A 19,555-nucleotide genomic window follows, 5' to 3' on the forward strand; every position below is an offset into this window, starting at 1 on the left:
ACGTACCCTAACAACGCGGCGGGGGCGGGCGCAACCGGAGCTTGTTTTACGGCGGCAAATTTCTCAGGGCCGGTGTTTTTGCGCGTTTTTTGCCACTTTATGCACACTTTCGTTTATTGTTTTTCGCTCACGCTATGTCATGTCTGTGTGATCTGGTATGATGAGCTGATTACTTTTACTGATTTTATCGTCGCAACGGAACGTCAAACACATGGTCATAAAGGCGCAGAGTCCTGCCGGTTTCGCGGAAGAGTACATTATTGAGAGTATTTGGAATAATCGCTTCCCCCCTGGCTCTATTTTGCCCGCGGAGCGTGAGCTTTCGGAGTTGATTGGCGTCACGCGCACCACGTTACGTGAAGTGTTGCAACGTCTTGCCCGCGATGGCTGGTTGACCATTCAGCATGGTAAACCGACCAAAGTGAACAATTTCTGGGAAACGTCCGGCCTCAATATCCTTGAGACCGTGGCTCGTCTCGATCACAAAAGCGTCCCGCAGCTGATCGATAACCTGCTGTCCGTGCGTACCAATATCGCATCGATCTTTATTCGCGCTGCGGTGCGCAATCATCCTGAGCAGGCGCAGGAAGTGCTGGCGAAAGCCGCCGAGGTGGAAGATCAGGCGGATGCCTTCAATGTCCTGGACTATGAGATCTTCCGTGGTCTGGCGTTCGCTTCCGGCAACCCGATCTATGGCCTGATTTTCAACGGCCTGAAAGGGCTGTACACCCGCGTGGGCCGTTACTACTTCTCCAACCCGGAAGCGCGCAAGCTGGCGCTGACTTTCTACAGCAAGCTGTCTACGCTTTGCCATGAGAAGCTGTACGACCAGGTGATGGACACCGTGCGCAACTACGGTAAAGACAGCGGGGCGATTTGGCAGAGCATGCAGGGCACCATGCCGAGCGATCTGACCGAAGCGCGCCGCTGATGCCGTGCGAATGACATAATAAGGGCGCCGTGTTGGCACCCTTTGTCGTTATGGCGGTTACAGCGGCGTAGGCCGCGGCGGGCAGCGGTCGAGCAATTCCACGCTGCCGTCTTCGTTTTGCTGCTCGAGGATCACGTCGAAGCCCCACAGGCGATGCAGGTGCTTCAACACGTCGCGGCGGCTCTTATCGAGCGGCGCGCGCTCCTGCGGGATGTAGCGCAGCGTCAGCGAACGGTCGCCGCGCAGGTCTACGTTCCAGATCTGAATGTTCGGCTCGTGGTTGCTCAGATTGTATTGAGCCGACAGCTCCTGGCGGATTGCCCGGTAGCCCGCTTCGTTATGGATCGCGGCAATTTCCAGGTAGTTGTTGCGATCGTCGTCCAGCACGGTAAACAAGCGGAAGTCGCGCATCACTTTGGGCGACAGGAACTGGCTGATAAAGCTCTCATCCTTAAAGTCGCGCATGGCGAAGTGCAACGTGTCCAACCAGTCTTTACCGGCGATGTCCGGGAACCAGTAGCGATCTTCCTCGGTCGGCGATTGGCAGATGCGCTTGATGTCCTGGAACATGGCGAAGCCCAGCGCGTACGGGTTGATGCCGTTATAGTATGGGCTGTTGTACGGCGGCTGATAAACCACGTTGGTGTGGCTGTGCAAAAACTCCAGCATGAACCGCTCGGTCACCCGGCCTTCGTCGTAAAGATGGTTAAGGATGGTGTAGTGCCAGAAGGTCGCCCACCCCTCGTTCATTACCTGGGTCTGTTTTTGCGGGTAGAAATATTGGCTGACTTTGCGCACGATGCGCAGCACCTCACGCTGCCACGGTTCCAGCAGCGGCGCATTCTTCTCGATAAAATAGAGGATATTTTCCTGCGGTTCGCTCGGATAGCGGCGCGCCTGCTCAGGCGACTCTTCGCGCTCGACGCGTGGCAGGGTCTTCCACAGCGTATTCACCTGGCTTTGCAGATACTCTTCGCGGCTTTTCTGGCGCGCTTTTTCTTCCACCAAAGAGATTTTTTGCGGGCGTTTGTACCTGTCGACCCCGTAGTTCATCAGCGCATGGCAGGAGTCCAGCAGCCGTTCCACTTCTTCGACGCCGTAGCGTTCTTCGCACTGGCTGATGTAGTGGCGAGCAAACAGCAGGTAATCGACGATGGAGCTGGCGTCGGTCCAACTGCGGAACAGGTAGTTATTCTTGAAGAACGAGTTGTGGCCATAGCAGGCGTGCGCCATCACCAGCGCCTGCATGGTGATGGTGTTCTCCTCCATCAGGTAGGCGATGCAGGGATTGGAGTTGATGACGATTTCATACGCCAGCCCTTGCTGGCCCTGTTTGTAGCGCTGCTCGGTTTCGATGAATTTTTTGCCGAAGGACCAATGGGTATAGTTGATCGGCATGCCGACGCTCGAATAGGCGTCCATCATCTGTTCTGAGGTGATCACCTCGATCTGATGGGGGTAGGTGTCGAGCCGGTAATGCTTGGCGACGCGGTCGATCTGCTCCAAATACACCTGCAGCAGTTCGAACGTCCAGTCCGGTCCATCGCTCAGACGTTTATCATCCTTAACCTTGTCATGTGTTGAAGTAGTCATCAGCGCACCCTCATTATTCACGGGCCTTGCTCAAACGGCAGACCCTGTAACAAGCATAGTTCAAGTCATAATTAACCATTGCAAATCAGTGAAATAAAAATGCCGGTACGCAAAGGGGCGAACGGCGGTCAATCCGGCGCCCGTCCCGGCAGAAGGCGGTGCAACACCGCGCATCTTCTCCGAGTATAGCCCTGCGGCAGGGGCGTGCAATAGGTGAAGACGCGCGGTGCGTTGAATGCCGATGTTTGTGAAGTAGGGGCAGAAACCGCTTCGGTAATGAAGCGGTCTGTTTTCAAAAAGGGCGGGGGAAAGATGTTGCGCAAAATGGTCATGCGGCTTTCAGGTGATCCCTCAACCGCAGGATTCTCACCTCAAAGAGTTCATAAACAAGTTTGGCGCTGAGCATTGTCATGGCGACAAACAGTGACCACATTGCAAGGCATCCGATAGCAGAATCGGGTTTCGGCAAGTAGTGATTGAGGGCTAACAAAACGGGCAGGTTGGTTAGATAGGCGGCGTAAGACCAACGTGCAATTCTGGAGGTTACCGCTTTCACTGCATTGGGAATATCCAAATTGTAGAACGCGGTTATCAGGCAAGCGAAGCCAATGTTGGCAATATCAAATAAAAAGACTTTCATGAACCAGCTTTCATCCATGAAAGCATCAGGCTGAGAGGCGATGGCTATCGCGATAGGAATAAGTAATAACCCTATCCAGAAGAACCGTTTGATTTTATTTGATACAAATAACCAGGAAAAAATAACGCCAATCATGAGCGAGTCAAGACGATATAACGATGTTGAGCGAATTTCGTTAAACGTCAGTTGCGTATTCAGTGCTGCGTTCACTCTAAAGAACAAAGACATCAGTATCATAGCGGCGATGGCCAAGAGAATACTGACTTTTCTATCTCTCATTATGAATAAAAAAACGGCTATTACTATGGGGAATAAGAAATAAAAAACTTCTTCAACAGCCAGGCTCCAGGCCTCACCGAAGAAGGTGGGGTGTGGATGGACTAAGCTCTGCGTGAACGTGGAGAAGGCCAGTATGTTGGGAAGTGCTTCAGGCCTGATATTGTTAATGAAGAATAAATTTAGTAATAAAAAAAGCAGATAGCTGGGATAGGTTCTCATCCAGCGACGAAACCAAAACGCGGGGATCCAGCCAAGTGGTGTCCTGGCTGCTTTTACCTTCTCGAATATGATTCTGCCGATCAGAAACCCGGATAAGACGAAGAACAGTTCTACCCCTAAGAAACCACCGAACTTAAAAGTTTGCGCCGATGGAAATGCCGTCAGTAGAAACGTTCTGCCGTGTGAGAGAATGACCATGATGATTGCAGCGGACCTGCACAGGTCAAGCCACGGGTTTAGCGTTTTTTTCATAGGGTTTTAATGTTATCTCGGACAATCACTGGCCGGGATTTTAGCACAACGTCAGCAAGAAACTCTCCTGCCCGACAAGTCTCTCGCACTCAATGCATCTTGTTGTTCTTGGTCACCATTCGCCTATTGCCATTCTACCGAGAGGCATGCCGATGAAGGGCGAATTGGGATTGAAAATTGTTATGTTATATTGTAACTTTTCATTTTTATCAACAACGGACAAGGAGCGCGTTTTGACGAGGCATTTGGGCAAATTGGCAGTGGCGCTGGCGGCGCTGTTCATCAGTGGGCAAACGTTGGCTCACGGGCATCATTCACATGGCAAGCCGCTGACGGAATTGGAAAAAAAGGCGGAGGGAGGCGTGTTCGACGATAAGGACGTCAAAGATCGCGACCTGGCTGATTGGGAGGGCGTATGGCAATCCGTGTATCCGTATCTGATCAATGGGGATCTTGACCCGGTGTTCAGGAAGAAAGCGGCGCAGGATAAGAGCAAAACCTTCGCAGAGGTGAAGGCGTATTACCGCCAAGGTTACGCCACCGATGTGGATACCATTGGCATTGAGAACGGTGTCATGGAATTTCACCGTGGCGACCAATCCAGCGCCTGTCAGTACAAGTACGCCGGGCATAAGATCCTGACGTATGTCTCCGGTAAGAAAGGCGTGCGTTATCTGTTCGAGTGCCAGGATGCCGACAGCCAGGCACCGAAATTCGTACAGTTCAGCGATCACATTATCGGGCCGCGCAAATCGGCGCATTTCCATATCTTTATGGGCAACACGTCGCAGGAGGCGTTGCTGAAAGAGATGGATAACTGGCCGACCTACTACCCGTTCCAACTGCAGACCAAAGAAGTCGTGGACGAGATGCTGCATCATTGATGCTTCTCTCTTCTGTAACCACAAGCCCGCACGCGTGGGCTTGTGGTCAGTCGAACGGCCTGATTTGCAGGTAATCGTCCGTGACGTCCATTTCAAATAGCGTTTCATCTGCCAATAAAGTGGCACGCATGCGATCCCGAGCCGCTCGGTACCGTTCATCCAGCTGAATATCACCGGCGTTTTCCCATGCCGAGCGGCTTGGCCACTGCGCATAGCCGATATATTTGCCGTTCACCTCCCGATGCAGGCGCGAGCCCAGGCTGCCGCGTTGCTGATAGATGCCCTGTGTCAATTCAAGCCAGGCCTGGCGAAAAGCGTGTTCGTGTCCGGTTTTGACTGAGAACTGATAGAGAGCGATGAACATGCGAGGTTCTCCTGAATAGCGACAGTATGAACTCTGGGCGAGGCTGGGGGCTTGAACGTTCATATCGTGCTGCAGCGAAAACAAGATGGCGCCACAGTGAACGCCGCTTTATTCCAACAGTAAAAATAAGGCTATTAAGGGCTGAAAATTTACGCGATTTTTCTGCTGCAGCGGGTGGTGCCGTTATTTGCCAGTTGTTTTGGTATTTTTTGCTTTTGTGGTTTTTTATTCTATTTATAGGTTGGCTAATATTTTTATATTCTGTTAAATCCATGTTGCTTATCACGCCAATTTTTCATGCCATCAATGATAGCAATGCTAGCGAATCAGGGGTGACCTCGCGCCATAAACCCCCTTAAACCGTATCTTATCGCTATTTTCTGGCGGCTATTGCAAATGCGCGGGCCATCGACGATAAATTAATTGTGAATATTGTCACGTTTGATGACGAAGTTGTTGGACGGATTTTTTCACTGAGTTAATTTCCTGTTAGCAGAAGATTGTGCTTTGTGAAGCCTTGGGCTGGAGTCAGCGATGCGAGTGGTAATTTTAGGTAGTGGAGTGGTGGGCGTAGCCAGTGCCTGGTATTTGGCGAAGGCTGGGCATGAGGTGACGGTGATCGATCGTCAGCCCGGCCCGGCACTGGAAACCAGCGCGGCGAACGCCGGGCAGATTTCACCGGGCTATGCCGCTCCCTGGGCGGCGCCGGGCGTGCCGCTGAAGGCCATTAAGTGGATGTTCCAACGCCATGCGCCGCTGGCGATCCGTCTCGACGGCAGCAGCTTCCAGCTGAACTGGATGTGGCAGATACTGAAAAACTGCAACACCGAACACTACATGACCAACAAAGGCCGCATGGTGCGCCTGGCGGAATACAGCCGCGACTGCATCAAGGCGCTGCGGCAGGAAACCGGCATCCAGTACGAAGGCCGTCAGGGCGGCACGCTGCAGCTGTTCCGCACCCAACAACAGTTCGAAAACGCCGCGAAAGATATTGCGGTATTGGAAGATGCCGGGGTGCCTTACCGATTGCTGGAGGCCGGCCAACTCGGCAGCGTTGAGCCGGCGCTGGCGCAGGTGGCGCACAAGCTGACCGGCGGCCTGCAGTTGCCGAACGACGAAACCGGCGATTGCCAACTGTTTACGCAACAGTTGGCGAAGATGGCTGAGCAGGCGGGCGTGACCTTCCTGTTCAACCGCAGCGTCGACCGTCTGTTGGTGGAGGGGGACAAGATCGCCGGCGTACAGTGCGGCGAGGAAGTGTTCAAAGCCGATAGCTACGTGGTGGCGTTCGGTTCGTACTCCACGGCGCTGCTGCGCGGCCTGGTGTCTATTCCGGTTTACCCGCTGAAGGGCTATTCGCTGACGATCCCTATCGTCGATGAGGCGGCGGCGCCATTCTCTACGGTACTGGATGAGACGTATAAAATCGCCATCACGCGCTTCGACCAGCGCATTCGCGTCGGCGGCATGGCGGAGATCGTCGGTTTCAATACTCAGCTGGAGCAAAAGCGGCGAGAAACGCTGGAGATGGTGGTGCGCGATCTCTACCCGAACGGCGGCAGAGTGGAAGACGCGACGTTCTGGACCGGCTTGCGCCCGATGACGCCGGACGGCACGCCGATCGTCGGCCGCACCTCGTTGAAAAACCTGTACCTCAACACCGGGCATGGCACGCTGGGCTGGACCATGGCCTGCGGTTCCGGGCAGTTGTTGTCCGATCTGATGTCCGGCATTACGCCGGCAATCCCTTCCGATGACCTGGCGGTGGCGCGTTACAGCGCCGGATTTCGCCAGCAACACGCGGTTCCGCTGAACGACGTGCATCCCGCACGTTAATCGTCGACGCTGTCATAGACTTTTTCGGCCACGCGCAGGCGCGCGTGGCCGCTGTACGCTGCCCCAAGGAGAAGCGATGCCCCGTCCGATAACCGCCACGATGCATCTCGGTGCAATTGAAAACAACCTGCAGGTGGTGCGCCGTTTCGCCCCCGGCGCCAAAGTCTGGGCGGTGGTCAAGGCCAACGCCTATGGCCACGGCATCAAACACGTTTGGCGCAGCATGGCGCACACCGACGGCTTCGCCATGCTGGATCTGGCCGAAGCGGTGTTGCTGCGCGAGTCCGGTTGGCAGGGGCCTATCTTGTTGTTGGAAGGCTTCTTCCAGCGACAGGATCTGGCCTTGCTCGATCGTTATCGCCTGACGACGGCGGTGCACAGCGACTGGCAACTGGCGGCGATCGCCGACGCAAAGCTGAGTGCGCCGCTTGATGTCTATCTGAAAGTGAACAGCGGCATGAATCGGCTGGGGTTTGCGCCCGAGCGCCTGCATGAGGTGTGGCGCAGGGCGCAGGCTGTCGCCAATATTGCCGAGCTTACGCTGATGAGTCACTTCGCCACCGCCGACGGGCCGGAAGGCGTAACTCAGCAGATGGCTACCATCGAGGCGGCGGCGGCCGATGTACCGCTGCCGCGTTGCCTGGCCAACTCGGCAGCTACGCTGTGGCATCCTGCGACCCACGGCAGCTGGGTGCGCCCTGGGATCATTCTCTATGGCGCTTCGCCGAGCGGATGCTGGAACGATATCGCATCGACGGGGTTGCAGCCGGCGATGACGCTGAGCAGCGAGATCATCGGCATTCAGCAGCTGAAGTCTGGCGATCGCGTGGGCTACGGTGGCCGTTACAGCGCCGCCGGCGCGCAGCGTATCGGCGTGGTGGCCTGCGGTTATGCCGACGGCTATCCGCGTCATGCGCCGACCGGAACGCCGGTATGGGTCGATGGCGTGTTGACGCGCACCTTGGGAACGGTATCGATGGATATGCTGGCGGTGGATTTGACGCCCTGTCCCCACGTTGAACTGGGCGCCGAGGTGGAGCTGTGGGGAAAACGCCTGCCGGTGGACGAGGTGGCCACGGCGGCAGGGACGTTAGGCTATGAACTGTTGTCGGCGTTGGCGGCACGGGTGCCGGTTGTTACCGAAGCCTGAGCCGCGGCTCAGGCGACTTTTCTGATCTGTCCTTTAATCTGCTTGCTGAGCCGCCGCGCGTGCAGCGCCAGCAGGCAGCCCGCCAGCATGACCAAGGCCAGCGACAGCTTCGGTTGCAGCGGCAGCGCCATCGCCAGCAGCCCCAGCGCGGCGCCCCCGGCCATCTGTACGAAACCGACCAGTGCGGACGCGACGCCGGCCTCATTGGAGTACGGTTCCAGCGCATAGCTGGTGGCCGGGCCCATCACGAACGCCAACCCGGCGCAGGCGCTGGCGACCGGCAGCATATACGCCAGCCAGTGCGCCTGCGCCGCCGCGGGAAGCCACATGACGCCCAGCAGCAGGCCCAGGCAGCCCAACCCCATCAAAATGCCGCCGGTCGCCAGACAAACCGGGCGGCCGACTTTGTGGATGATGCGGTTAGCGAAGAAGCTGACCAACATGATCCAGAAGCCGTTGGCGCCGAACACCAACGAGAATTGCAGCGGAGTCAGGCCCGCAGTGCCCATCAGCACGTTAGGCGCCAGAGAAACGTAGGTCAGCGCCATGCCCATCGCCCCGGAGTTCACCACCGCAAAAGAAAGGAAACGCCGTTCGCTGAGGATGCGCGCGTATTGGCGCACCGGCAGCCCTTTGACGGGCACGGTGTCGGCGGGGCGAGTTTCCGGCAGGCGCAGCGCGATGAGCACCAACACCAGCAGCGCGTAACCTGCCAGGAACCAAAAGGGCGCGCGCCAGCCGAAGGCTTCGGCGAGCAGGCCGCCGAGCAGCGGCGCCAATGCCGGGATGATGTTCAGCGTGCCGTTGAGAAAGCCGAAGGCGCGGGCGGCGTCGTCGCCATTCAGCCGATCGCGCACGCCACTGAAGGCGACGACGGCGGTGCAACAGACCGCTACCCCTTGCAACAGGCGCGACGCAATGAAGATCGTCGGGCTGGTGGCCAACGCCGCCATTGCCGCGCCGATCGTGTAGAGAATAATGCCGGCCAGCGCCACCGGTTTGCGGCCATAGTTATCCACCAACGGACCGGCGATGATTTGACCGAGGCCGAGCACCAAAATAAACAGCGAAATGGTGGATTGGATCAGCGCTTCACTGCTGCCCAGGCCGACGGCGATGGCGGGAATGGTGGGCAGATAGAGATCGATGCCCAATGGGCCGAGCAGCACCAGGCTGAGAAGCAGAAACAGGAACTTTTGCATAGCAGGAAAGGCACGTCCGAGTGACAAAGAGGGCTAGAGTAGAGATTCTGGCGGCAAATGAAAAGGGGCAAAGCGGGTCAGCGCTGCGCTCCCGGGCGAAGATAAAGCGCCGAGACGGTATCGGCCACATAACGGGCCTGATGGCGAGCGTCATCCAACGCGCGATGCGGCATGCCTTCGAACGGACGGGTCTTTTTCGGGTTAAAGCCGTGCAGTTCCGCCAGCGTGATCACCGTGCGCACATCCTGGGTATCCCAGAATTTCCACGGACAGGGCATCTCCAATTGCTGGAAGGCGTGTTCGAGGATTGCGCAGTCGAACTCTTTACCGTTACCCCAGACCTTTACTGTATCGGTGCTGTTCATATGGATAAAACGGCTGAGACTGCTCAGCACGCGCTTGAGGCTCTCGGTGCCGCCGAAGGCCAGCTTGCGCGCTTCATCGGATTGTTTCGCCCACCAGGCAACCGTGTCCAGGCTTATGGTTCGTCCCGGCTGATCTTTCTGGCTGCTGACGGCGGCCTCGAATTCGGCGCCAAGTTCCCCGGTGCGGGGATCGAAAAACACCGCCGCGACCACCAAAATCACGGCGCTGGGTTTTATATCCAGGGTTTCAATGTCTAACATCAGATGGTGCATCGGCGTTTCCGGTGGTTGGCGTGGTGGCTTAATGTTACTACAGAACGTGCGCCGATGCGGCCAGTGCGCACATGAAATCCTTTTAAAGCGCCTCGTTCAGGTTATGATGCTGGAGATACTCTTGTCAGGTTGGTCGCTATCGGTGAGAACGCTTATCTTTATTTTGTGCATGGTTGGCTACTTGCTGCTGCTGGGCTACCTTAGCGTGTTCGTCACGGACAAGATCTGTGAGAAGGCAGGCAACTACACCAAAATATGCCGCATCGTAGACATTTCAGAGCCCCATATCCCCAGATAGCACCGCGTTTAGCCGAGGTAATCGGTGGTGATCAGCGGGGTCAGGATCGCCGCCAGCGCCGCGAGCGTCGTCCATTGCCGCCAGCCTAGGCGAGCCAGCCAGTCATGCCGCTGTGGCGGCGTGGCCAGCTGCCCGACGGCCACGGTGCCGGTCAGCAGCAGCGTCAGAATCAGCAGCACCAGGCCACGGCTCACCAGCGTGAACTCAATGTGCAGCACATTGGCGTAATACAGGCGCATCAGAATAAAATAGCCCAACAAGATCCAGGCGAAAACGACGTTTTTCTTGAGCACCTGTTGCAACATCAGCGCGAGAAACAGGCTGTGAAACAGCGATAGCAGCGGGGCTTCGATCGGATGCCGAACGCAGACGTTGTAGACCGCCATGTAAATGTTGAAAACCAGCAGGATATAGATCACGTAAATATACCAGCCGTAGATCACTTTAAGTTTTTTGGCGCTCGGCGGCAGGGAGAGTGCGTCCGGTTTCATTAGAGCCTCCTGATGACGCCACGCAAACGCTGCAGTTGAAGGCGGCGCGTCGGCATCGTAATTTATAATCCACAGGGTATATATCACCCGAGCGCTAAATGAGAATTAAACGCTGAACCGGCTTTATTCCCGCGTTTGCGCGGAACTATTTTTGGCCCGCAGGGTCGATTGGCGAGCGATCGCCAGGCGATTCTCGCACTGAGATGAAGCAAGCAATACGCTGATATGAAAGATTATAAAAACACGCATGGCACCAGGCTGCTGCTGATATTCACCCTGGCGTTTTACATCCTGTTGCCGCCTGTGCTGACCGCCTGCGTCTTCATCCGTTTCAATCTTAATCCCTTCGCGATCGTCAAATTCTTGCACTTTAATCCGTTCTTCGCCGATCGGGGCATACCCGGTTATCAGACTTTCCTCTACCTGCTGATGCTTTGGTTGGGGGGGAATATTTTACTGTGGCTGATGGTATGGGGCGCGGGGCGGCTGTACCGCCGTTGGCGATCGCTGCGCGGCGAATAGTCTACCCCAAGTAAAACGTTACGCGGCGAAGTGACCTTTCATTTAACAATGCGCCGTATCGTCACTTGTTTCGCCGGTGAGGGGGGCAGCGTCGTCGGCCGACCCATTACATTAGCACGGCTGTTTAAAAGCATCCGTGGCGGCACAGCCGGTTAGGGCGTTAGAACAGCGAAAACAGCAAGACGACCGGCAGACTCAACGGCCAGGTTAACCCGATGGTCAGCGCGCTGATGCAACGAATTTTGACGGTGTCCCTGCTTACCAGGTAGGTGAAAATCATTGAAACTAACAGACCAATAAAATAACAGTATTGCGTTGCAACCCACAGCGACGACATGAAACTCGATCCCAGTTGTATTTTTACGCGCGAATTTTAGGAGCTTGGCGGGCGATAATCAATGACCGAAGGCCGTTAATTCATGCCTTTATCCATAAGAATGCATAATTTATTTCTATAAAGAATGTAAGGTTATTAACGGCTTTATGTTTATTACGAAAAGAAATCAACAACATAGTTACCGGTAACATTTTAAGGTTGTCAGCCTGATTTCAGGCGGGAACGGTGTGAAGAAGGAAAATAGTCATTCAGACGTCCGGAAACGCGACGAGGTTGTAACTCATAAATATTATTGATGTTTTAGTGGGCGGGCAGACGAAGGCGAGATCGCGTTGCGCCGGCGAGCTTTGGGGTTTTTTTAGCTGTCGGCGGGCGAATGATGGGATAGAAACATGCGGGGAGAGGGGTTTTTAGCGCATCGTCCGGATGCGCTGCCGGTCAGCCAGGAAGGGGGGTTGGTGTTGCTGTAGGTTTAATGAATGTTAAGACCGTAGACGAACAGCCACGAAAACAGCAGCGCCAGCAGGCATGTCATCAATACGATGGAGATCATTTCCTTCACAACTTCATTCCTTTTCCCGATGAACCAAATTTACTTGTCTTTGTTTTTGCGTGGGATTTTAGATCGCTATGGGTAAAAATCCTAGTTTTAATCCCGTTTTTTGCACTGCCGCCACGGCGTACGCTGCTTCGGCAAGTCATGACGACGCCTGTAAACCGAGCGCCTTAACCCGTCGTAGCTATTGCCGAATGCCGCAGTGCTAACTATATAAATGGAGATCGCACGACGTCGCCGGTTGCAAGGCGTGTCCCTGTAGGGCGGCTGTTGATCTGTCTACATCGCCGCCAAATGAGATGAAGAGGTCGGCAATGAGCACAAAACCAACCATCGTGCTGGTGCACGGATTCTGGGGCGGCGCCGCACACTGGAGTAAGGTGATTATCGAGTTGTCGCGCAGGGGCTATTCGGCGATTCATGCGGTGGAAATGCCGCTGACCTCACTGGCTGAGGATGCGGAACGGGCGCGCAAGATGGTCGCGCAGCAAGCGGGACCGGTATTGTTGGTGGGGCACTCTTACGGTGGCGCGGTGATCACGGAAATGGGCAACCAGCCTAACGTGGTCGGCCTGGTCTACATTGCCGCGTTTGCGCCGGATGCCGGTGAAAGCCCCGGTGGCATTACGCAAGCGCATCCTCCCGCGGCAGTCGCGAATCTGATTCCGGACAGCGACGGTTATCTGTGGATCAAGAACGACAAGTTTCACGAAAGCTTTTGCCAGGATCTTACCGCCGACGAGGCCCTGGTGATGGCGGCGACGCAGAAGGCGCCATTGGCCGATACTTTCGGCAACCCCCTCGGTGAGCCCGCCTGGAAACATAAACCGTCGTGGTATCAACTCTCCAGCGACGACCGCATGATAGCGCCAGAGAACCAACGGCGTATGGCGCAGCGGCTGCAGGCTAAGAAAGTGATGGTGCTGAAGGCCAGTCATGCCTCGCTGGTTTCCCATGCCGATGACGTGGCGGGATTGATTGACGAAGCGGCCGGTTCAAAATAAAACCCGTGCAGAAACGCGCTTCGGGCCAAAAAAGAGGCACCTTGCGGCAAAGGAGTGCTTCGCTTCACATTAGGGATAAGCGCTGATATCGCTGCCGGAGTTCATTATTAACAGCATAATCAACACCACGACGGCGGCAATAATGGCGTAGATTTCCGCCTTGCGCATATCGATCTAGCGCCCGTTAACGCCGATCATTTCTATTGCCGCGCGATGCAATTTTTGAAAATACTCGTCGTGCTGTTGTTCAACTTCCTGAATAAGACTGGCCAGCAGATTCTGTTTGGTGATCGGTTTGTTGGCGATGAGCACCAGCAGCACGCTTTTGCCGAGCAGGCAGCAGATTTGCTTATGGTATTCATCAACATCATTCTTGTTGAGGCCATAGAGGGTGTAATCGATCATGGTGTCTAACCTGCTGACAGGTAAATTGCCCGCCGAAGCGGGCTGAGAAGCCATAGAAAATAAAATGAGTCAAATTTCGCTTAGGGTAGAACCCGATGCGTGTGTTAACGATAACTGAATGGGAATATTCCCATCAAGACGCATGAGGAAGGATGTGAAGGTTTAGGAATAACCTCAGAAGAAAGAGCGGAAACGGGCGGCCATCACGGCGTTCTTATTTGTCTGTCACAGCGTTCGTTCTCTCTACATTATTTTTTTCGCCCCGTGCATCCACTTGGAGAACCTCATACGTATATCAGGAATGAGCAACACTTACGCTCAGCTTACGGAGAGGACTTCATCATGAAAACACTTATCGTTACTCTGGTTACCGGCTCATTACTTTTCGGCGTCGCCACTTACGCGGCGAGTGGAGACACGTCATCCGTAATGGTTGGCGGCGCGGCGATGTACCCCTCAAAAAACATTGTGCAAAATGCGCTGAACTCAAAAGATCACACAACGTTGGTCGCGGCCGTTAAGGCCGCCGGCTTGGTGGATACTTTACAAGGCAAAGGTCCTTATACTGTTTTTGCGCCCACGAATGCCGCATTCGCCAAATTACCGGCCGGCACCGTTGAAAATCTGTTAAAACCCGAAAATAAAGCCCTGTTAAGCAGTGTATTAACCTACCACGTTGTGGCTGGCAACTACGACATGCGGGCGCTGGAAAGAAAAATTGAGCAGGGCGGCGGACGGGCGGAACTCAAAACCGTCAACGGTCAGTCGCTATGGTTTATGAGTAATGGCCCGCATAATATTCAGATCAAAGATGCTAAAGGCGACGTCGCCAACATCAGCACCTATGATGTGCGGCAGCAAAACGGTGTAATCGACGTTATTGATACCGTGCTAATGCCCAAGTAAGGCCTATACTCGGAATGGGCAAAGCTTAACCGCTTTAGGGATGGTATGGATCACTCGTTGAAAGAAAACCAGGTAATGTGCTTAAAGGCGATCGCTAATGGCGATCGCCGAGCATTTGAACGCTTGTACAGATCGACATCCGCAAGTTTATTCGCCATTGCGCTGCGCATGTTACGTAATCGCCAGTGGGCGGAAGAGGTTCTGGTCGACGGCTTTCTTGCCGTGTGGCAGCGTGCCGGAGATTATGATCCGACCCTGAGTTCGCCTATGACATGGCTTACTCACATTATAAGGAACCGATGTATAGATGGATTACGTAGCCGGCACGGACGCCATATCGGACTGGAAGAAGAATATAGCGATCAAATCCCTCAGTCGGAAAATGAAAGCCAGGGTGATGAGGGGGAGCTGGCTAAAAAGTTAAATGACTGTTTGAAGCATCTGACGTCTGAACAACGGCAAAGTATTGCTTTGGCATATTATCAAGGGATGTCGCACGCGGATATCGCTGATTGGTTGCAGCAACCGCTTGGTACGGTAAAAAGCTGGGTCCGCAGGGCGCTAGCACATCTAAAGGATTGCCTGGGCCTATGAACAGACGCGAAAGTGATGACATGTTGGCTGCAGAATATGCTCTTGGCACGCTCAGAGGGAATGCTCGGCTGCATTTTGAGCGCCGTCTGAAAACGGACAGCATTTTGGCGACCCAGGTTGGAAAGTGGCAAAATATGTTGTCGGGGTTGGATATCGATATAACGCCAATACCGCCCCCTGAAAGCGTTTGGAAAAAAATTGAATTAAATCTGCCTCAATACGCTTCGCCCCGACGGCGCGTGCGAAACTATATTGCATGGGGGCTTGCTGCGGGATTGGGCGCATTGAGCCTGAGCTCGTGGTTTTATTGGCGTGCGCCAGAGCTGAAACCGTTAGTGGTCCTGAACGGAACGCATCAAGGGACGTGGGTCGTTAGTTCAGACGGTCAAAGAAAAATTGTCCGTATAATCCCCTTAGGCTTGGCCGCTATTCCGGATGGGAAAAGTCTTGAGCTGTGGCTGATTCCCGTTGGGCATAAGCCCGTTTCAATTGGACTCGTGAACGTGAAAGGCGTGAGCCAGTTTTATTTGGCAGATGCAGATTTAGTTAAAGGAACAACGATTGCCATTAGCCTGGAGCCATTAGGCGGCTCACCGAGCAAGCAACCGACCGGCCCCGTGTTGTATTCAGGTGAGTTGGTTCTATGATTGACGCCGAATGCGGATGCATCCCGCAGAAATAGCATTTGAATTCGTTGAGAATAAAAACGGCCGGGCAGATATTCTCCGGCCGTTTTTATGCTTATGCGGTCTGTTTGCGGAACAGTTCGCGGAATACCGGATAGATATCGTCCGGTTCGCGGATATGCTGCATGGCGAAGTTGTCGAATTTCGCCTGCAGATCTTCGTATTCGCGCCACAGCGTTTGGTGAGCGCGGCGAGTGATTTCGATGTAGCTGTAGTACCGCACCATTGGCAGGATCTTCTTCGCCAACAGCTCGTGACACAGCGGTGAATCGTCGGCCCAGTTGTCCCCGTCCGACGCCTGCGCGGCGTAGATATTCCATTGCGCCGGATCGTAACGCTCTTCGACCACGTCGTTCATCAGTTTCAATGCGCTGGAGACGATGGTGCCGCCGGTTTCCTGCGAATAGAAGAACTCCTGCTCGTCCACCTCTTTCGCCTGGGTGTGATGGCGAATATAGACCACCTCGACGTTTTTGTAGGTTCGGCTCAGGAACAGATAAAGCAGAATGTAAAAACGTTTGGCCATGTCTTTGGTGGCCTGATCCATCGAACCGGATACGTCCATCAGGCAGAACATCACCGCCTGGCTGGAGGGCTCCGGCCGACGCTCGTAGTTTTTGTAACGCAGATCGAAGGTGTCGATAAACGGCACGCTTTCGATTTTCTTGCGCAGTTCGGCAATCTCTTTGCGCAGCCGCTCTTCTTCCAGCAGTTGCACCGGCTCGGTGTTTTCCAACTGGGTCAGCGCGTCTTCCAGTTCGTGCAACGCGCGCCTTTTACCGGCGGTCATGGCGGTACGCCGCGCCAGCGAGTTTTGCAGCGAACGCACGACGCTGATGTTGGCCGGCACGCCGTTAGCGGTATAGCCGGCGCGGTGGGTTTTGAACTCGGTCAGCTGCTTGTACTGATTCTTTTTCAGGTTGGGCAGGGCGAGATCCTCGAACAAAAGATCGAGGTACTCGTCTTTGGATATCTGGAAGACGAACTCATCCTGGCCTTCACCGTCCTGGCTGGCGTTGCCCTGGCCGCCGCCACCGCCTGCGCCGCCCTGAGGCCGTTCGACGCGATCGTTCTGCACGAAGTGGTCATTGCCCGGGTGAACGCGATGGCGCGTGCCGCCGCGCCCCTGATGAAACATCGGTTCGTTGATATCGTCAGTGGGGATAGAGACTGACTCCCCGCTGTCTACGTCGGTGACCGAACGCTTGTTGATGGCTTCGGCAATCGACTGTTTGATTTGCGACTTGTAACGGCGCAAGAAGCGCTGGCGGTTCACCGTGCTCTTGTTTTTGCCGTTCAGCCGCCGGTCAATGAAATAGGCCATACTTCCCCCAAACGACGTTGCCAACTCTTCATGTCCCGGCCGCGGCAGCGCAATGTGTCAGCCCCTCCGTGGGCTGCGCTGCAACGTCCATGACTGTGGACATGGCCCTGATAATGCCGCTTACCTGAGGCGTTATGAGGATTTTCTGACCCGCAGATACCATTCACACAGCAGGCGCACCTGCTTGCGGGTATAGCCTTTCTCCATCATGCGATCGACGAAGTCGTCGTGTTTTTTCTGCTCGTCCGTCGATGTTTTGGCGTTGAACGAAATCACCGGCAACAGTTCTTCGGTATTGGAGAACATCTTTTTCTCGATCACGGTGCGCAGCTTCTCGTAGCTGGTCCAGTTCGGGTTGCGGCCGTTGTTGTTGGCGCGGGCGCGCAGCACGAAGTTCACGATTTCGTTGCGGAAATCTTTCGGGTTGCTGATGCCGGCCGGTTTTTCAATTTTCTCCAGTTCGGCGTTCAGGGACTCGCGGTCGAACAGCTGGCCGGTGTCGGGATCGCGATACTCCTGATCCTGGATCCAGAAGTCGGCATAGGTGACGTAGCGGTCAAAAATGTTCTGTCCGTATTCCGAGTAGGATTCCAGATAGGCGGTCTGGATCTCTTTGCCGATAAACTCGGCGTATTTCGGGATCAGATAGCCTTTCAGGTGCTCCAGGTATTTCTCCGCCAAATCCTGCGGGAACTGTTCGCGCTCGATCTGCTGTTCCAGCACATAGAACAGGTGCACCGGGTTGGCTGCCACCTCGGCGTGATCGAAGTTGAATACCCGCGAGAGGATTTTAAAGGCGAAACGGGTGGAGAGGCCGTTCATGCCTTCGTCAACCCCGGCGTAGTCGCGGTATTCCTGATAGGACTTGGCTTTCGGGTCGGTATCTTTGAGGCTTTCGCCGTCATACACGCGCATTTTCGAGTAGATGCTCGAGTTTTCGGGCTCTTTCAGCCGCGACAGCACGCTAAAGCGCGCCAGCGTTTCCAGCGTGCCCGGCGCGCAGGGCGCATGGGTCAGCTCACTGTGATCCAGAAGCTTGTCGTAAATTTTGATCTCTTCCGACACGCGCAGGCAGTAAGGCACCTTGACGATATACACGCGGTCGAGGAACGCTTCGTTGTTCTTGTTGTTACGGAAGGTCACCCACTCGGACTCGTTGGAGTGCGCCAGAATAATGCCGCTGAACGGCAGGGCGGAGATGCCTTCGGTGCCGTTGTAGTTGCCTTCCTGGGTTGCGGTCAGCAGCGGATGCAGCACCTTGATCGGCGCTTTGAACATCTCGACGAATTCCATAATCCCCTGGTTGGCGCGGCACAGGGCGCCGGAATAGCCGTAGGCGTCCGGGTCGTTCTGCGCGTGGTTCTCCAGTTTACGGATGTCCACTTTACCGACCAGCGCCGAGATGTCCTGGTTGTTCTCATCGCCCGGCTCGGTTTTGGCGATGGCGATCTGTTCCAGAATGGAAGGGCGCACTTTCACGACTTTAAACTTGGTGATATCGCCACCGAACTCATGCAGGCGCTTCGCTGCCCACGGCGACATGATGGTGCCGAGATAGCGACTTGGGATATTGAACTCTTTTTCCAGGATCGTGGCATCTTCCTGCGGATTGAACAGGCACAGCGGATGATCGTTGACCGGGCTGCGTTCGCCGTTGGCGCTGAGGGTGTAGATGGGCACGCGCTGCATCAGCGCTTTCAGACGTTCCGCCAACGAGGACTTGCCGCCGCCCACCGGGCCCAGCAGGTAAAGGATCTGTTTCTTCTCTTCCAGGCCCTGAGCGGCGTGTTTCAGGTAAGAGACGATCTGTTCGATGGCCTCTTCCATGCCGTAGAACTCTTCGAAGGCCGGATAGCGTGCGATCACGCGGTTGGAGAACAGGCGCGACAGGCGTGATTCTAGCGCAGTGTCGACCATCACAGGTTCACCGATAGCCATCAGCAGACGTTCGGCCGCGTTGGCATAGGCACTGCGATCTTGCCGGCAAATGGTAAGAAATTCCTGCAGTGTGAACTCTTCGTCCTTGGCAGCTTCGTAGCGCTGGCGATAGTGGTCAAATATGTTCATGATGCCCGTCCTTTCGTTATTAGCACAGGTTAAAGAGAGCGTGTGATAGTGTTCTGGCTCCCGAAAGATGAGAATACGCCTGAGTACAGCAACCCGTATGCCAACTTGGTGCGCTTATTATCGCGAGTTGCGCTGTATGCCACTGGGCCCAGGATAAATTCACCTTCTGATTTAAGCTTAGTTTGCTTGCCGGAAAATTTCCTGCCGTAGAAAAAGCTTTTTTTAAGTCATATCAATGACTCAGTTATTGCCGGGATAACCAAATGCCTTGTCTGGCGCGGCCTGCGGCATGAATCGTCATCGTTTCGCCATGATTAATTCATAATTCCGCTATAAGTTATTCGATCTTGGTCGTTTTCTATTGTAAAGATTAG

20 protein-coding genes are annotated in these 19,555 nt (G+C 54.8%); 10 read left to right on the plus strand and 10 right to left on the minus strand.

Annotation, left to right across the window (positions count from 1 at the left end; all coding sequences use genetic code 11):
- Nucleotides 1–211: 211 nt before the first annotated feature.
- Nucleotides 212–931: a fatty acid metabolism transcriptional regulator FadR gene (fadR, locus tag ACJ8PE_RS04180; RefSeq protein WP_033643333.1), complete on the plus strand. Its 720-nt coding sequence runs from the start codon at nucleotides 212–214 to the stop codon at nucleotides 929–931.
- A gap of 57 nt (nucleotides 932–988) precedes the next feature.
- On the opposite strand, the gene ACJ8PE_RS04185 is transcribed toward fadR, so the two are convergent.
- Both ACJ8PE_RS04185 and ACJ8PE_RS04190 read right to left on the minus strand, forming a co-directional pair.
- The gene (locus ACJ8PE_RS04185; RefSeq protein WP_033643331.1) at nucleotides 989–2,524 is read right to left on the minus strand and encodes a SpoVR family protein; all 1,536 of its coding nucleotides are present in this window, start codon (nucleotides 2,522–2,524) and stop codon (nucleotides 989–991) included.
- A 328-nt stretch (nucleotides 2,525–2,852) separates the two neighbouring features.
- Complete coding sequence (locus tag ACJ8PE_RS04190; protein ID WP_197759756.1) at nucleotides 2,853–3,914, minus strand: acyltransferase family protein; 1,062 nt, start codon at nucleotides 3,912–3,914, stop codon at nucleotides 2,853–2,855.
- Nucleotides 3,915–4,147: 233 nt separating this feature from the next.
- Here ACJ8PE_RS04190 and zinT point away from each other — a divergent pair, with 233 nt between their 5' ends.
- Nucleotides 4,148–4,798 carry a metal-binding protein ZinT gene (gene zinT, locus ACJ8PE_RS04195; protein WP_197759757.1) on the plus strand — a complete coding sequence of 217 codons (651 nt, stop codon included), beginning with the start codon at nucleotides 4,148–4,150 and terminating at the stop codon, nucleotides 4,796–4,798.
- Between the two features lie 46 nt (nucleotides 4,799–4,844).
- Here the strand turns inward: zinT and ACJ8PE_RS04200 are convergent, their stop codons facing one another.
- Nucleotides 4,845–5,162 carry an antibiotic biosynthesis monooxygenase family protein gene (locus ACJ8PE_RS04200; RefSeq protein ID WP_046687236.1) on the minus strand — a complete coding sequence of 106 codons (318 nt, stop codon included), beginning with the start codon at nucleotides 5,160–5,162 and terminating at the stop codon, nucleotides 4,845–4,847.
- A gap of 26 nt (nucleotides 5,163–5,188) precedes the next feature.
- Here ACJ8PE_RS04200 and ACJ8PE_RS04205 point away from each other — a divergent pair, with 26 nt between their 5' ends.
- From ACJ8PE_RS04205 to dadX, 3 genes are all read left to right on the plus strand, one after another.
- A complete protein-coding gene (locus ACJ8PE_RS04205) occupies nucleotides 5,189–5,521 on the plus strand; it encodes a hypothetical protein (RefSeq protein ID WP_197759758.1) in 333 nt (110 codons plus the stop codon).
- A 175-nt stretch (nucleotides 5,522–5,696) separates the two neighbouring features.
- Complete coding sequence (locus ACJ8PE_RS04210) at nucleotides 5,697–7,001, plus strand: D-amino acid dehydrogenase (RefSeq protein WP_442536713.1); 1,305 nt, start codon at nucleotides 5,697–5,699, stop codon at nucleotides 6,999–7,001.
- Nucleotides 7,002–7,077: 76 nt separating this feature from the next.
- Complete coding sequence (gene dadX / locus ACJ8PE_RS04215) at nucleotides 7,078–8,151, plus strand: catabolic alanine racemase DadX (protein WP_033643327.1); 1,074 nt, start codon at nucleotides 7,078–7,080, stop codon at nucleotides 8,149–8,151.
- 8 nt (nucleotides 8,152–8,159) lie between these two features.
- Here dadX and ACJ8PE_RS04220 read toward each other — a convergent pair whose 3' ends face one another.
- From ACJ8PE_RS04220 to ACJ8PE_RS04230, 3 genes are all read right to left on the minus strand, one after another.
- Entirely contained in the window at nucleotides 8,160–9,353 is a 1,194-nt protein-coding gene (locus tag ACJ8PE_RS04220; RefSeq protein WP_033650957.1) for a Bcr/CflA family efflux MFS transporter, read from the minus strand.
- A gap of 77 nt (nucleotides 9,354–9,430) precedes the next feature.
- Nucleotides 9,431–9,991, minus strand: a complete 561-nt coding sequence (locus ACJ8PE_RS04225; RefSeq protein WP_033643325.1) for a 3'-5' exonuclease — start codon at nucleotides 9,989–9,991, stop codon at nucleotides 9,431–9,433.
- Between the two features lie 306 nt (nucleotides 9,992–10,297).
- Entirely contained in the window at nucleotides 10,298–10,780 is a 483-nt protein-coding gene (locus ACJ8PE_RS04230; RefSeq protein WP_033643322.1) for a hypothetical protein, read from the minus strand.
- A gap of 225 nt (nucleotides 10,781–11,005) precedes the next feature.
- On the opposite strand from ACJ8PE_RS04230, the gene ACJ8PE_RS04235 reads away from it, so the two are divergent.
- Nucleotides 11,006–11,302, plus strand: coding sequence for a hypothetical protein (locus ACJ8PE_RS04235; protein ID WP_197759760.1), 297 nt, complete (start codon nucleotides 11,006–11,008; stop codon nucleotides 11,300–11,302).
- A gap of 160 nt (nucleotides 11,303–11,462) precedes the next feature.
- Here the strand turns inward: ACJ8PE_RS04235 and ACJ8PE_RS04240 are convergent, their stop codons facing one another.
- Nucleotides 11,463–11,639, minus strand: coding sequence for a GhoT/OrtT family toxin (locus ACJ8PE_RS04240; protein ID WP_033634815.1), 177 nt, complete (start codon nucleotides 11,637–11,639; stop codon nucleotides 11,463–11,465).
- 870 nt (nucleotides 11,640–12,509) lie between these two features.
- On the opposite strand from ACJ8PE_RS04240, the gene ACJ8PE_RS04245 reads away from it, so the two are divergent.
- Entirely contained in the window at nucleotides 12,510–13,199 is a 690-nt protein-coding gene (locus tag ACJ8PE_RS04245; RefSeq protein WP_033643320.1) for an alpha/beta hydrolase, read from the plus strand.
- Between the two features lie 174 nt (nucleotides 13,200–13,373).
- On the opposite strand, the gene ACJ8PE_RS04250 is transcribed toward ACJ8PE_RS04245, so the two are convergent.
- Nucleotides 13,374–13,604, minus strand: a complete 231-nt coding sequence (locus ACJ8PE_RS04250; protein WP_033643319.1) for a hypothetical protein — start codon at nucleotides 13,602–13,604, stop codon at nucleotides 13,374–13,376.
- A gap of 342 nt (nucleotides 13,605–13,946) precedes the next feature.
- Here ACJ8PE_RS04250 and ACJ8PE_RS04255 point away from each other — a divergent pair, with 342 nt between their 5' ends.
- The 3 genes from ACJ8PE_RS04255 to ACJ8PE_RS04265 are packed head-to-tail and all read left to right on the plus strand — an operon-like array spanning nucleotide 13,947 to nucleotide 15,751.
- On the plus strand, nucleotides 13,947–14,510 hold the full coding sequence (locus ACJ8PE_RS04255) for a fasciclin domain-containing protein (protein ID WP_197759762.1): 564 nt from the start codon (nucleotides 13,947–13,949) through the stop codon (nucleotides 14,508–14,510).
- A gap of 45 nt (nucleotides 14,511–14,555) precedes the next feature.
- Complete coding sequence (locus tag ACJ8PE_RS04260) at nucleotides 14,556–15,104, plus strand: RNA polymerase sigma factor (protein WP_033650962.1); 549 nt, start codon at nucleotides 14,556–14,558, stop codon at nucleotides 15,102–15,104.
- Nucleotides 15,101–15,751, plus strand: coding sequence for an anti-sigma factor (locus tag ACJ8PE_RS04265; RefSeq protein WP_442536714.1), 651 nt, complete (start codon nucleotides 15,101–15,103; stop codon nucleotides 15,749–15,751). Before ACJ8PE_RS04260 ends, ACJ8PE_RS04265 begins: the two co-directional genes overlap by 4 nt.
- Before the next feature lie 94 nt (nucleotides 15,752–15,845).
- Here ACJ8PE_RS04265 and ACJ8PE_RS04270 read toward each other — a convergent pair whose 3' ends face one another.
- On the minus strand, nucleotides 15,846–17,114 hold the full coding sequence (locus ACJ8PE_RS04270) for a YeaH/YhbH family protein (RefSeq protein ID WP_033643318.1): 1,269 nt from the start codon (nucleotides 17,112–17,114) through the stop codon (nucleotides 15,846–15,848).
- A gap of 132 nt (nucleotides 17,115–17,246) precedes the next feature.
- Nucleotides 17,247–19,181, minus strand: a complete 1,935-nt coding sequence (yeaG, locus tag ACJ8PE_RS04275) for a protein kinase YeaG (protein ID WP_016927472.1) — start codon at nucleotides 19,179–19,181, stop codon at nucleotides 17,247–17,249.
- Between the last annotated feature and the right edge of the window lie 374 nt (nucleotides 19,182–19,555).

This window comes from Serratia sp. CY74737, assembly GCF_052166775.1.
Taxonomy (GTDB): domain Bacteria; phylum Pseudomonadota; class Gammaproteobacteria; order Enterobacterales; family Enterobacteriaceae; genus Serratia; species Serratia ureilytica.

Bases quoted from the DNA above. Each gene is read 5' to 3' on its own strand.
- fadR (WP_033643333.1), top strand. From the start codon at position 212: ATGGTCATAAAGGCGCAGAGTCCTGCCGGTTTCGCGGAAGAGTACATT.
- ACJ8PE_RS04185 (WP_033643331.1), bottom strand. From the start codon at position 2,524: ATGACTACTTCAACACATGACAAGGTTAAGGATGATAAACGTCTGAGC.
- ACJ8PE_RS04190 (WP_197759756.1), bottom strand. From the start codon at position 3,914: ATGAAAAAAACGCTAAACCCGTGGCTTGACCTGTGCAGGTCCGCTGCA.
- ACJ8PE_RS04200 (WP_046687236.1), bottom strand. From the start codon at position 5,162: ATGTTCATCGCTCTCTATCAGTTCTCAGTCAAAACCGGACACGAACAC.
- ACJ8PE_RS04205 (WP_197759758.1), top strand. From the start codon at position 5,189: ATGAACTCTGGGCGAGGCTGGGGGCTTGAACGTTCATATCGTGCTGCA.
- ACJ8PE_RS04210 (WP_442536713.1), top strand. From the start codon at position 5,697: ATGCGAGTGGTAATTTTAGGTAGTGGAGTGGTGGGCGTAGCCAGTGCC.
- dadX (WP_033643327.1), top strand. From the start codon at position 7,078: ATGCCCCGTCCGATAACCGCCACGATGCATCTCGGTGCAATTGAAAAC.
- ACJ8PE_RS04220 (WP_033650957.1), bottom strand. From the start codon at position 9,353: ATGCAAAAGTTCCTGTTTCTGCTTCTCAGCCTGGTGCTGCTCGGCCCA.
- ACJ8PE_RS04225 (WP_033643325.1), bottom strand. From the start codon at position 9,991: ATGCACCATCTGATGTTAGACATTGAAACCCTGGATATAAAACCCAGC.
- ACJ8PE_RS04230 (WP_033643322.1), bottom strand. From the start codon at position 10,780: ATGAAACCGGACGCACTCTCCCTGCCGCCGAGCGCCAAAAAACTTAAA.
- ACJ8PE_RS04235 (WP_197759760.1), top strand. From the start codon at position 11,006: ATGAAAGATTATAAAAACACGCATGGCACCAGGCTGCTGCTGATATTC.
- ACJ8PE_RS04240 (WP_033634815.1), bottom strand. From the start codon at position 11,639: ATGTCGTCGCTGTGGGTTGCAACGCAATACTGTTATTTTATTGGTCTG.
- ACJ8PE_RS04245 (WP_033643320.1), top strand. From the start codon at position 12,510: ATGAGCACAAAACCAACCATCGTGCTGGTGCACGGATTCTGGGGCGGC.
- ACJ8PE_RS04250 (WP_033643319.1), bottom strand. From the start codon at position 13,604: ATGATCGATTACACCCTCTATGGCCTCAACAAGAATGATGTTGATGAA.
- ACJ8PE_RS04255 (WP_197759762.1), top strand. From the start codon at position 13,947: ATGAAAACACTTATCGTTACTCTGGTTACCGGCTCATTACTTTTCGGC.
- ACJ8PE_RS04260 (WP_033650962.1), top strand. From the start codon at position 14,556: ATGGATCACTCGTTGAAAGAAAACCAGGTAATGTGCTTAAAGGCGATC.
- ACJ8PE_RS04265 (WP_442536714.1), top strand. From the start codon at position 15,101: ATGAACAGACGCGAAAGTGATGACATGTTGGCTGCAGAATATGCTCTT.
- ACJ8PE_RS04270 (WP_033643318.1), bottom strand. From the start codon at position 17,114: ATGGCCTATTTCATTGACCGGCGGCTGAACGGCAAAAACAAGAGCACG.
- yeaG (WP_016927472.1), bottom strand. From the start codon at position 19,181: ATGAACATATTTGACCACTATCGCCAGCGCTACGAAGCTGCCAAGGAC.